Source organism: Nostoc sp. NMS2 (assembly GCF_017115105.1).
Taxonomy (GTDB): Bacteria; Cyanobacteriota; Cyanobacteriia; order Cyanobacteriales; family Nostocaceae; genus Nostoc.
In genome coordinates this window covers 1-12,311 of sequence record NZ_JABXKH010000069.1, presented here as the reverse complement: position 1 = coordinate 12,311, position 12,311 = coordinate 1, and the positions used below count along the sequence as shown (strand labels likewise).

Annotated in this window: 10 protein-coding genes; 6 read left to right on the top strand and 4 right to left on the bottom strand. The window is 43.0% G+C overall.

Going from position 1 to position 12,311, the window contains the following annotated elements:
• Nucleotides 1-150 precede the first annotated feature (150 nt).
• Nucleotides 151-1,803 carry a mechanosensitive ion channel gene (locus HWQ36_RS14155; protein WP_292703630.1) on the top strand — a complete coding sequence of 551 codons (1,653 nt, stop codon included), beginning with the start codon at nt 151-153 and terminating at the stop codon, nt 1,801-1,803.
• Nucleotides 1,804-2,366: 563 nt separating this feature from the next.
• On the opposite strand, the gene HWQ36_RS14150 is transcribed toward HWQ36_RS14155, so the two are convergent.
• Nucleotides 2,367-3,482, bottom strand: coding sequence for a GTP-binding protein (locus tag HWQ36_RS14150; protein ID WP_292703627.1), 1,116 nt, complete (start codon nt 3,480-3,482; stop codon nt 2,367-2,369).
• Between the two features lie 137 nt (nt 3,483-3,619).
• On the opposite strand from HWQ36_RS14150, the gene cysS reads away from it, so the two are divergent.
• From cysS to HWQ36_RS14135, 3 genes are all read left to right on the top strand, one after another.
• Nucleotides 3,620-5,107 (top strand): cysteine--tRNA ligase, encoded by a 1,488-nt coding sequence (cysS, locus tag HWQ36_RS14145; protein WP_292703624.1) that lies wholly within the window; start codon nt 3,620-3,622, stop codon nt 5,105-5,107.
• A 108-nt stretch (nt 5,108-5,215) separates the two neighbouring features.
• Complete coding sequence (locus HWQ36_RS14140; RefSeq protein ID WP_292703621.1) at nt 5,216-6,655, top strand: TldD/PmbA family protein; 1,440 nt, start codon at nt 5,216-5,218, stop codon at nt 6,653-6,655.
• A gap of 260 nt (nt 6,656-6,915) precedes the next feature.
• A complete protein-coding gene (locus HWQ36_RS14135; RefSeq protein WP_292703618.1) occupies nt 6,916-8,262 on the top strand; it encodes a TldD/PmbA family protein in 1,347 nt (448 codons plus the stop codon).
• Between the two features lie 94 nt (nt 8,263-8,356).
• On the opposite strand, the gene HWQ36_RS14130 is transcribed toward HWQ36_RS14135, so the two are convergent.
• The 3 genes from HWQ36_RS14130 to coaD all read right to left on the bottom strand — a co-directional run bounded on the left by HWQ36_RS14130 (nt 8,357) and on the right by coaD (nt 9,958).
• A complete protein-coding gene (locus HWQ36_RS14130; RefSeq protein ID WP_292703615.1) occupies nt 8,357-8,683 on the bottom strand; it encodes a Ycf66 family protein in 327 nt (108 codons plus the stop codon).
• Between the two features lie 145 nt (nt 8,684-8,828).
• Nucleotides 8,829-9,497, bottom strand: coding sequence for a DivIVA domain-containing protein (locus HWQ36_RS14125; RefSeq protein WP_292703612.1), 669 nt, complete (start codon nt 9,495-9,497; stop codon nt 8,829-8,831).
• A complete protein-coding gene (gene coaD / locus HWQ36_RS14120; protein WP_292703610.1) occupies nt 9,407-9,958 on the bottom strand; it encodes a pantetheine-phosphate adenylyltransferase in 552 nt (183 codons plus the stop codon). Before coaD ends, HWQ36_RS14125 begins: the two co-directional genes overlap by 91 nt.
• A gap of 263 nt (nt 9,959-10,221) precedes the next feature.
• Between coaD and lgt the strand changes: the two genes are divergently transcribed.
• Both lgt and cobM read left to right on the top strand, forming a co-directional pair.
• Nucleotides 10,222-11,097 carry a prolipoprotein diacylglyceryl transferase gene (lgt, locus tag HWQ36_RS14115; RefSeq protein WP_292703607.1) on the top strand — a complete coding sequence of 292 codons (876 nt, stop codon included), beginning with the start codon at nt 10,222-10,224 and terminating at the stop codon, nt 11,095-11,097.
• Between the two features lie 323 nt (nt 11,098-11,420).
• The gene (gene cobM, locus HWQ36_RS14110; protein WP_292703884.1) at nt 11,421-12,212 is read left to right on the top strand and encodes a precorrin-4 C(11)-methyltransferase; all 792 of its coding nucleotides are present in this window, start codon (nt 11,421-11,423) and stop codon (nt 12,210-12,212) included.
• Nucleotides 12,213-12,311: the final 99 nt, after the last annotated feature.

Here is a 12,311-nt window from a genome sequence, read left to right as displayed (position 1 = left end):
CGGCTTCGCTCGGCACAAGTCGCTCAGTACAAGTGCCCAATCCCCAATCCCCAATGAGTTGATATATATGTATGTGTTTACTGGTAAATTGATAGGCAAAACACTTACTCAGTGTTTACGGCGAATACTTAAGCTTAATCCCCGAAAACCATGAATACAACTTGGCAAGGAATAACCCAGGTGATAGAAGTTGGTTTGCCCATGAGGGTGCAGCAATTTTTGGCACAATCCCCCAGCTTGCAACCAGTGCAACCAGCAGTGAATCAAGGAATCGCTGATGTACAAGGTATTGTTCAACAGATAATTCTGTTTATGCCCCGTCTCCTGGGGGCAGTAGCAATTTTGTTAGTAGGCTGGCTAATTGCAGCGATCGCAGCAGCAGTAACGCGAGGAATCCTCAATCGCACAAACATAGATAACCGCATTGCCGCAGGGATAACGGGTCGTCAAGATGTTCCCCAAGTGGAGAAATTAATCTCCAGCTTAGTCTTTTGGAGCATTATCCTATTGACGGCGGTAGCTGTTTTACAGACGTTGGATCTGGAAGTAGCATCTCGACCCCTGAATAATTTTCTCAATCAGCTTATTGGCTTTTTGCCAAATTTGGTTGGTGCGGGAATCCTTTTGGCAACTGCCTGGTTTTTGGCGACCATTGTCAAGATTATCACTGTACGCTCATTACAGGCATTTAATCTGGATGAGCGTTTGAATCCAGAACCAGAAGACAGGGCACCCAGCCTAAATCAGTTGTCTCTAAGTGACACCATTGGCAATGCTCTGTATTGGTTTATATTTTTACTGTTTCTTGCCCCAGTTTTAGATACTCTTGGACTAAGGCAGGCTCTACTACCAGTACAAGCTCTAATTACAGAAGTTCTGCTAATTCTGCCGAACATTTTAGCGGCGATCTTAATTGCTGTAGTTGGCTGGTTCATCGCTAATGTAGTCCGGCGAATTGTAACGAACTTGTTGGCGACAACTGGGATCGACCATTTGGGTAGTCGCTTAGGATTATCTGCGGCTGCGGGGGTGCAACCTTTATCGAGTATTCTCGGTACAATTGTCTATGTTTTGATTTTGATTCCTGTAGCGATCGCAGCGCTGAATGCCTTGCGAATTGATGCGATATCTGTGCCGGCGATCGCTATGTTGCAACAGGTTCTCAATGCTCTCCCTGCCATCTTTACAGCCGTGGCAATTTTAATTGTTGCCTATTTTGTGGGGCGGTTTGTCGCTGATTTGGTTACAAGTATCCTCACCAATTTAGGCTTCAATAACATTTTCACTATTTTGGGTCTGACTACACCCAGCAGACGCATCGAAATTTCAACTGAACCAACAACTGCCCATATTCCCAGCCGCACCCCATCGGAAATTGCAGGTATTGTTGCCTTAGTGGGTATCATGCTATTTGCAACGGTGGCGGCGGTGAATATCTTAAATATTCCAGCCTTGACAGCATTAGTGTCTGGTATTGTGATTATATTCGGGCGGATTTTGGCGGGATTAGCGATCTTTGCCATTGGCTTATTCTTGGCAAATCTGGCTTTTAATATCATTACCAGTTCCGGCGAACGTCAGGCAGAGATTTTGGGACAAGTAGCGCGGATTGCCATTATTGCTTTAGTCTCTGCAATGGCACTGCAACAGATTGGAGTTGCCAGTGATATTGTGAATTTAGCCTTTGGACTTTTACTCGGTGCGATCGCAGTTGCTATTGCCCTAGCCTTTGGTCTTGGAGGGCGCGATATTGCCCGCGAGCAAGTTCAAGAATGGCTAAACTCTTTCAAAGGTAGAAACTAAAAGTTGATGAAGGCACAATTTCATCTGTATATAGCAATCCTAAATCATTCGTGAGAATTTGAAATTGTTGCTACCCTTCTTAGTCCCCCCGATGTCTTGGCTACGGTGTACACACATCTTTGTATAAAACCAAAATCATTGAGATCCCCCTAAATTCATGCCACCTGCTCATGGGGGAAACCACGCCAGATGCTCCACTACAGCGCTTCGCGCATCCTGCGGCGGGGGAGACCCCTGTTCCCGCAGTGGCTCCCCGATAAATTGGGGGACTTTGACTCCGGTTCCCCCTTTTTTAAGGGGGGTTAGGGGGGATCTAAACGCTGTAAGGCAACTCTCAAAAACTTGTGTGTACACGGTAGCGATGTCTTGGGGGGACGGCATTAGCTGGGGGGTAGATTTTTTTTACAACTCATTTAGGATTTTTAAGCGATCGCTATTCTCTCATTTTCATTCCTCAAAATCGATGGCGGAGCCATTAAAAATGCGTTCCCAGGTTCCACCTGGGAACGAGTACGAATATTAAACTCCTGTACAGACGCGATTAATCGCGTCTCTCCAAACTCTTATTTCCCAAACCCTTTACCGCGAGAGGTTGAAGGTAGACAAATACAGTTTTCGAGTTGAGTAATTAAAGCTTCACGATCCAAATTTTGACCAATCAGCACAAGTTGATTTTTCAGTTGACCTTGCCATTCATCATCATCCAAGGTGAAGCGTTTGCCACAAAGGTGGAAAATATGACGCTTTGGACTTTCATCAAACCACATAATCCCCTTCGCTCGGAAGATATTTGTGGGTAGCTGGTTATCTAAGAAATACTGAAACTTCCTAATAGAAAAAGGCTTGTCAGTTTGGAAAGAGATGGAAGTAAAACCATCATTTTCTAAATGGTCAGAATGATGATGTTCATGATGATCGTGGTCATGATCGTGATGGTCATGACCACATGTTGAGTGGTCATGATCGTCATGATGATCGTGATGCTCATGATCGTGATGATCGTGTTCATCCACCACTGTGTCAAAATATTTATCAGACTCAAACAGACCAACACTGAGAATTAAAGGAAGTGGCACTTGCGATCGCGTGGCGCGAATAATTCTTGCTCCTTCCTTAACTTCGTTAATTTTTCTTTCTAACTCATTCAAAGTGGCTTCATCAACCAAATCAGCCTTGTTTAGCACAATTACATCGCCATAAGCAATCTGGCTATATGCTGCTTCAGAGTTAAATAAATCTAGGCTGTAATTCGCCGCATCTACCACAGTAATAATCGAATCCAAGCGAGTTAAATCTCGCAACTCTGTACCAAGAAATGTTAAAGCAACTGGTAGAGGATCTGCTAATCCAGTTGTTTCTACTACTAGATAATCTAGATTTTCTTGGCGTTCTAAAACCTTGTAAACTGCATCTACTAAATCATTATTAATAGTGCAGCAGATACAACCATTATTTAGTTCCACCATGTTCTCACCAGTGGAAACAATTAGCTCGTTGTCGATGCCAATTTCGCCAAATTCATTTACGAGAACGGCGGTTTTCAAACCCTGCTGGTTGTTGAGGATATGATTGAGTAAAGTCGTCTTGCCACTACCGAGGAATCCCGTAATAATTGTTACTGGCATTCCTTGTTTGGGCGTATCCATTGCCGAAGATTCGGGTGTAACTGCTGATTGCATAGCGCTGTTATCAAATAGTCAAAAAATAGTAATGTAGCGCAGATAGTCCAGAAAACACTAGCATAGGGATGCTGGACTGTCATCCCAGCGGCTTTACCCTATTATTACGTATCTCCTTATTTCCGCATTACTCTGTTATGACCCTAACACTCTACAATACCCTCACCCGTCGTCAAGAACCGTTTGAAACAGTCGAACCAGGCAAGGTTAAGATGTATTACTGCGGCGTGACGGTGTACGACTACTGCCATTTGGGTCATGCAAGAGCTTGCATCGTTTGGGATGTAGTGCGCCGATACCTCCAGTTTATCGGCTATGAAGTCCGATATATCCAAAATTTTACCGATATTGATGACAAGATTCTGAATCGCGCCCGTGTTGAGCATTCTTCAATGGAAGCTGTGGCCGATCGCTTTATCAAAGCATATTTTGAGGATATGGCGCGGTTAGGAATTAAAGAAGCTGATGAATATCCCCGCGCCACCCACACAATGAATGGCATTCAACGGTTAATTCATGAGTTGGAAAATAAGGGTTTTGCCTACCCTGCTGACGGCGATGTGTATTATGCCGTGCGGCAGTTTGCTGAGTATGGCAAGCTTTCTGGACGCAGATTAGAAGATATGCAAGCGGGGAAAAGCGATGCCTACGGCGGGCTACGCCTACGCGTCAACGTCGAAGATCCAGAATATCAGAAAAAGAAAGACCCCTTCGATTTCGCCTTGTGGAAAGCAGCAAAACCAGGAGAGCCTGCTTGGGAGTCACCTTGGGGCGCAGGTCGTCCGGGGTGGCATATAGAATGCTCGGCAATGGTGCGCGATCGCTTGGGTGATACCATAGATATTCATGCTGGTGGTGCTGACTTAATTTTTCCCCATCACGAAAACGAAATTGCCCAATCTGAGGCTGTGACAGGAAAACCCCTAGCGCTTTACTGGTTGCATAACGGCATGGTGAAGGTAGATGGTGAAAAGATGTCCAAATCTTTGGGTAACTTTGTCACTATTCGAGAATTGCTGGATCGAGGAGTTGACCCGATGGCAGTGCGGTTATTCGTGCTAACTGCTCAATATCGAACACCCATAGATTTTACCGACGAAGCGATCGCCGCAGCAACCAACGGTTGGCACACCATTAAAGAAGGTTTACTTTTTGGCTACCAATACGGTAAAAAACTAGGATGGGGAGTGGGAACTGCCTTACTACTCCCTAATCCCCATTCCCTACTCCCTGAAATTGTCGAGCGTTTCCAAGAAATTGTGAATAACGATTTTAATTTTCCTGGTGGGTTAACAGTACTTTTTGAATTAGCCAAAGAACTGCGTCGTGAGGGGCATATTCTTGTGCATGAAGGGAAAACCGAAACTTCCCCTGATGAGTTAAAGCGTCAATGGCAAACTCTTGTCACATTAGCTGGAGTTTTGGGTTTAGAAGCCGAGATAGAAGCGGAAACTGACAAGAATAATGTTTTAAGCGATGCGGAAATTGAAGCGAAAATTCAGCAAAGGCAAGAAGCGCGTCAAGGCAAAAATTTTGCTGAAAGCGATCGTATTCGTGACGAACTTCAAGCAGAAGGTATTACGCTAATTGATAGCCGCGATGGTACACGCTGGCATCGGAATTAGGGATGAGGGAGATGAGGGAGATGAGGGAGAAAGAATAACTAATATTCATTCCCCATTCCCCATTCCCCATTCCCCATTCCCCATTCCCCATTCCCCATTCCTTAAATTATGTGGTCTGAACTTAAAAAAGCGATCGCTAGTTTCAACATTCCTGCTGATTGGATCGGTATCAGAGCCGTAAAGGAGACTTCTGCTAACCGTTCAGTCCGTGATGGCTTACCCCAGGTAAATGGCAAATCTTTCACTGTCGGAGCCATGCTGGAAGTTTTGGTCAATGGCTGTCTGGGTTATGCAGCTACTAACTCTCTGGAACTGTCTTCCCTCCAAGCTGCTGCCCAAACAGCCTATAAACAGGCACTAGCAGCCAGTGAATGGTCGATACATCCCTTTCGTGAAAGTGAGCGCCCTAAAGTCGTTGGTGAATATAAATCTCCATTCCTTGAACCATTGGATGCTTTGAGTCCGGGAGAAATCAACGATTTACTGGTTCGTATTTGCCAAACGCTGAAAGTTGACGACAAGATTGTGCAAACCATAGCCGGTGCTAGCACCATTGAAAGGGAGTCTTGGTTTGTTAGCAGCAATGGCTCAGAAGTTTATCAAAAAATTCTATCTATAGCTACTCATTACGGAGCCACCGCCCAAGATGGGGCAATTGTACAGCAGCGCACCAACAACGGCTCCCAAGCAAACTGTTACCAAGGCGGACTCGAACTATTAAAACAAGAAAACTTATGGCATCGGGTACGGCAAATTGGCGAACAAGCAGTAGAACTCTTGACAGCAGAAGAATGCCCAACCACCCGCACCAATTTAGTTTTAGCCCCAGATCAAATGATGTTGCAAATCCATGAAAGTGTCGGGCATCCCCTAGAAATTGACCGAATTTTGGGAGATGAGCGGAACTATGCTGGTGGCAGCTTCGTTAATAAAAGTGATTTTGGCAACCTAGTATATGGTTCGCCACTGATGAACATTACCTTTGATCCCACCGTGGCTGGTGAATTTGCTAGCTATGGCTTTGATGATACTGGTGCTGTAGCAACGCGAGAGTATTTGGTCAAAGAAGGAGTACTTCAACGGGGTTTGGGCAGTCTAGAGAGTCAAGTCAGAGCAGGTGTACCAGGAGTAGCCTGTGCCCGTGCTTCTTCATGGAATCGACCAGCGATCGATCGCATGGGTAACTTGAATTTAGAGCCTCTAAATGCAAGCTTTGAAGACATTATTGCTGGGATAGAACACGGCGTTTACATGGAATCTAACCGATCTTGGTCAATTGACGATCGCCGCTATAAATTCCAATTTGGTTGCGAGTACGCTAAATTAATTGAAAATGGTAAACTCACTAAAACCCTCCGCAATCCCAACTATCGCGCCACAACACCAGAATTTTGGCATAGCTTAATCCAAGTAGGAAATGCTGAAAACTGGCAAATGTATGGTACTCCTTATTGTGGTAAAGGAGAACCAAATCAGGCCATTTGGGTAGGACATGGTTCCCCTGTTTGTGTATTTGCTAATGTCGAAGTTTTTGGTGGAGGAACTTAAATAATTCGTAATTCGTAATTCGTAATTCGTAATTGCGTTTTGCATGGGGATTTAGACCTAAAAAATGCGGTTGCTTATAGGAGCAGGAGATTCTAACCTGTCGAATAATTAGGAATTAGGAATTACTAATTATTTTGAAAGAGTGTAACGTCAATAGTTAGAAATTAAAAAATCTTTAACTTTTATTTTTTTAATAAATCTTGATTTCTAACTTCTAACTTTCATTCCATCTACTTATTCCCTATTAATATTTAATATCCATGAAAATTGAGGAATTATCTGCATTAGAAGTCAGCTTTAATCGACTGATTGAAACTCTGCTTATCAAAAAAGCAGAAAATGAACAATTCACTGTAAAACTCAGTAGTGAAAGAAGTCAATTCACTCGTTTCAATCATGCGAAAGTGCGACAAACTGGTTGTGTTGCTGATGGTTGGATCGAACTGACTCTAATGGCAGATCAACGCAGTAGTGTTAGGCAGTTTCCCTTTACTGGGAATTGGGAGCTAGACTGGCAATTAGCATATTCTGCTTTGCAGGAACTACGCGATGAACTTATTCTATTACCCATCGATCCATATCTAGTTTTACCATCAGGAACTAATACCAGTCGTGAAGTACATTCTGGAAATTTATTGGCAGATGAAGCAGTAGTATCAAGTGTATTAGAACAAGTTACTGAATTAGATTTTACTGGTATATATGCTGGAGGAATAGTAATTAAAGGTTATGGTGATTCCAGTGGTCAAAAACACTGGTTTGCAACTGATTCTTTTACCTTAGATTATTCTCTATTTTCCGCTTCTGGACAAGCAGTTAAGGGCACATTTGCAGGAAGTGATTGGAATAAATCTGCTTATATAGCCAAAATCAGCGAAGCTAAAATACAACTCAAATTGCTTGCTCGTCCATCTAAAGAACTGCCACGAGGACAATACAAAACTTATTTTGCACCTGCTGCTGTTGCAGATTTATTAGTCATGCTTTCTTGGGGAGCTATCAGCGAAGCTGATATCCAACAAGGAAATAGTGCTTTAGCTGCTTTATCGCGTCAAGAAAAACAACTTTCGACAGCATTTAGTTTGAAAGAAAACTTTCAGCGCGGATTAGTACCCCGATTTAATGAATTGGGAGAAATGGCAGCACCGGAGTTACCTATAATAGAAAAAGGACTTTTGGTAAACACTCTGGTTAATTCTCGTACTGCTAAGGAATATCAAAAAACTGCTAATGGTGCTAATGGTTCAGAGACTCTCCGTGCGCCAGAAATCAGTCCAGGAAATTTAGTATTTGAGCAGATTCTTCCGAGATTGGATACAGGATTGTATCTATCAAATTTGCATTACCTAAATTGGAGCGATCGCCAAACTGGTAGAATCACAGGTATGACCCGTTATGCTTGTTTTTGGGTAGAAAACGGAGAGATTATTGCTCCCATTGAAAACTTACGTTTTGATGAAAGTCTCTATCGCTTCTGGGGAGAAAACCTATTAGACTTAACTGATTTTCAAGAATTCATTCCCGAAGTAGGCACTTATGAAAGTCGCCAACTAGGAGGTAGTTTAGTTCCCGGTATGCTGGTAGAAGATTTTACTTACACCTTGTAATCAGATATTAATTGCGTTTTTGATGAATTTGCAAAACGTAGATCCCCGACTTCTGAAAGAAGTCGGGGATCTGGTTGTTCGTAAAATGTTAAAATCACCTATTTCTGTAAACTGCATTCATTACAATATCTTTAATAGTGAAATAAAGAATTAATAACAATAATAAAAATTGCTCAATTTGAAGAATTGGATCTAAACGCCAACCTTGAAAAAACAAGATTATCCCGCACATTAACATTATAATCGGTGTAAATATAACTTGAATAATGTAAAGTGCTAAAGCCCAACCTGCAAGCCTAGTACCACGTTGAGCTAGCCAAGCTACTGTTAAAATAAAGTAACCAATTGCTAAAAGCAAATAAATAATTCCAATTAAACCAGCTATATTTAATCCAAAATTAACTTGAGCTAAAGTAAGCATTTATTAAAAATCCTGCTTAATTACAAGTCAAAATTTTAAATCTATTACTCGGTAGGTTCCCAAAAAATCTTTCTTTAAAAAAATTGTTGGGTTAAGCAATAGCGAAACCCAACTTAGAATTTTTCCTCATCTCTTGTTAGAACCTCTATCTTTTGTTGCTAGGAGGTGAATTGCGCTGCGTTAGGTTATCAATTTGCAATTGTTGTCGTCCATTGGTGACAATTCGCAACATATCTTTGAGATCCTGTTCGATATTGCCCAAAATGCCATCAGCATAAGCATCAGCACCATCTTCAATTTCTTGAGCCTGAGCGATCGCAGTTTGCCTCATAAGCTCTAACTCTTGCTGACAAGCATACCGCTTGCGCTCAATCTCGGCGAGGGTTTCTTGCATTATTCCCTCACACTCTTGTTGCACTTGTCGCCGCAGTTGTTCAGCTTCTTGTTCAGCCTGTTGAATAATATCGCTTTCAGCTAAAATTTGCGCTCTTTTTGCTTGTGCAGACTCAACAACCTGCTGTCCATACTCTTCAGCTTCTAACAGAATTTCATCCTTTTGCTCAAGGATGGCTGCTGCTTCTTGAAAAAGTGATGGTAAAGCAAGCCGGATGTAATCAAGCTGTTCCAGCAGCTTTTCTTCATCTATGAGCGTGCGTCCCGTCAGAGGAATCCTGAGACTAGAGAGAACTATTTCCTCTAGGCGGTTGAGTTCCTGCTGAATATCTACGCTTCCCTCTCCACCGAGATATTCTTGAGCGGGGGGATTGCTTCCGTTGAGATTGGGTTCAACATTTGAGATTTCAGATTGTAGCATTGGTATATATCTAGGGCAATGTGTGGGGGAACGAGATGATCGATAGAGCCACCAAACCTTGCAATCTCTCTGACCACACTACTACTTAAAAAACTATACTCATTTGAGGTTGCTAGAAAAACTGTTTCTATTTGGGTAGAAAGAGTTTTATTGGTGTGAGCCATTTGCAGTTCCACTTCAAAATCTGACACAGCCCGTAAACCCCGAAGCAAAACTTGTGCATGTCGCATTTGGGCATAGTTTACGGTAAGACCATCAAAACTGTCTACTTCTACATTTGGTAGATGTTGTGTAGAAAGACGGATCTGCTCTAACCGTTGCTGCACGCTAAAAAGTGGCGTTTTGTTTGGGTTCCGCAGTACAGCGACAATTACCCGCTCAAACAGGCGACTACCGCGCTGAATGAGGTCAAGGTGTCCCAAGGTGATGGGGTCGAAGCTACCAGGATAAATAGCAATCACAATTTTAGATATATCAAAGTTGTTTAGGTGATTATATCGAAACTCTTTTGTGTAACTTACTCAAATTTACCATCTTGCGCTCTGAGCAAGAATGGTAAACTCAATTGTTTTAGTGGCACAAGTTATGCTCAACTAGGCTTTAGGAATTAGACTCCTAAATATGAATGCTGGATTTTAAGTGTAGTTCCAGTATTTGAAATGTAAGAAACTCCGTACTTAGTAAAGTGCGCGGGTAGTTAACAAACTTTTCTAGGTAATTTCTCATGGCACTGGATTTTTCCACCTTGCCCTTGGCGTTTCAATTTACTTCTCCAGGACCTATTCTGGTGAAATTAGGGCCACTAAGTATCCGATGGTATGGCTTATTGATTGCCACAGCAGTATTAATTGGCGTAATCCTTTCTCAGGATTTAGCAAAGCGCCGTAACGTCAATCCTGAATTGCTAGGCGATTTGTTTTTTTGGTTGTTGATTGGGGCAATTCCCGGCGCACGGCTATATTACGTTTTCTTTGAATGGTCAAAATATGCCCCAACTCCAGGAAAAATCTTTGCTATCTGGGAAGGAGGTATTGCCATTCACGGAGCAATTCTTGGTGGCGTTTTGGCTGCGTTAATCTTTGCCAAAATCAAGCAGGTTTCTTTCTGGCAACTGGCGGATTTAGTAGCGCCTTCACTGATTTTAGGGCAGGCGATCGGACGTTGGGGCAATTTCTTTAATTCTGAAGCTTTTGGCGATCCTACCAATTTACCCTGGAAGCTGTATATTCCACCAGACCATCGTCCTCTAGAATATGTTAGTTTCGATTACTTCCATCCCACCTTCCTGTATGAATCTCTGTGGGATTTAATGGTGTTTGCGCTGCTAATCACTTTGTTTTTCCGGTCTTTAGCTGGTAAGCCCCGTTTGAAGGTAGGCACGCTATTTCTGGTTTACTGGCCAGCCTACAGCTTAGGACGCTTGTGGATTGAAGGTTTCCGCACTGATAGCTTGATGCTGGGGCCATTACGGATGGCACAAGTAGTCAGTAGTCTAGGAATTTTATTAGGATTAGTTGGATTAGCTTGGCTTTACTTACTTAAACGCCCTTTACCCGATGTAGTGCCTACTCCCAAGGGAAATGGGGAGATGAGGGGATGAGGGAGCAGGAGAGGCAGGGGAGCAGGGGAGGCAGGGGAGGCAGGGGAGCAGGGAGCAGGGGAGCAGGGGAAGATGAGGAGGATAAAAGAGACAAGGAGAATAACCAATGCCTAATACTTCGGCTTCGCTCAGTACAAGTGCCCAATTCCCAATGCCCAAAAAGAAAAAATGCCCCAGAATATTTTCTAGGGCTTAACCAGGGTGCATCTACCATTACTCTCTACTAGGGAAAGAGGGTGAATCCGGAAAGATACTGAGAAAATATCAAAAAAGTTTTTTGAGGGATTGCTGTGGGTTCTTTTAAGAGTGAATATACAGAAAAGCTGAGTTATAAAAAAACACTATATGCCATAGAACCATCTGTGTATATTGTGGGAGCAGGCCCTGGAGATCCCGATTTGTTGACGGTGAAGGCGCAGAAACTACTGGCTGTTGCTGATGTGATTTTATTTGCTGATTCTTTAATACCCGAACAGATTTTAGAACTTTGCCGAGAAGATGCGGAGATAATTAGAACTGCAAATCAGACTTTAGAAGAGATTTTGCCGATTATGATCGATAGGGTGCGATCGCAACACAAATCTCTAGTCCGTCTCCATTCTGGCGATCCTAGTCTCTACAGCGCCATTCACGAGCAAATGCACCTCCTAAGAAAGGCAAATATCCCTTTTGAAGTCATACCAGGTATCAGCGCTTTTCAAGCTGCTGCTGCCAAACTCAAAGTAGAACTAACTGTGCCCGGTTTAGTCCAAACCATCATTTTAACCCGCATCAGTGGACGTACAGAAGTCCCCGCCACTGAAAAATTAGCCACTCTTGCAGCACATCAGGCTAGCCTCTGCTTATATCTCAGTGCGCGTCATGTCGAAAATGCCCAAGCCAAATTACTCGAACACTATCCAGCCGAAACCCCCATTGCAATTTGCTTTCGCATCGGATGGCCTGATGAGAAAATTAAGGTTGTCCCCCTGAATGAAATGGCAGAATCTACTCATAAAGAAAAACTAATTCGCACTACACTTTATATAATCAGTCCAGCCCTCTCGACAGCAAAAGGGCGATCGCGTTTATATCATCCCGAACATAGTCATCTATTTCGCTCATCTCATAACTAAATGCTGGGAATTGGGAATTGGGAATTGGGAATTGGGAATTGGGCATTAGCGCTCTTTTATGACTCTCGTGGGATAAAAATCATCCACCCTTATTTTTAA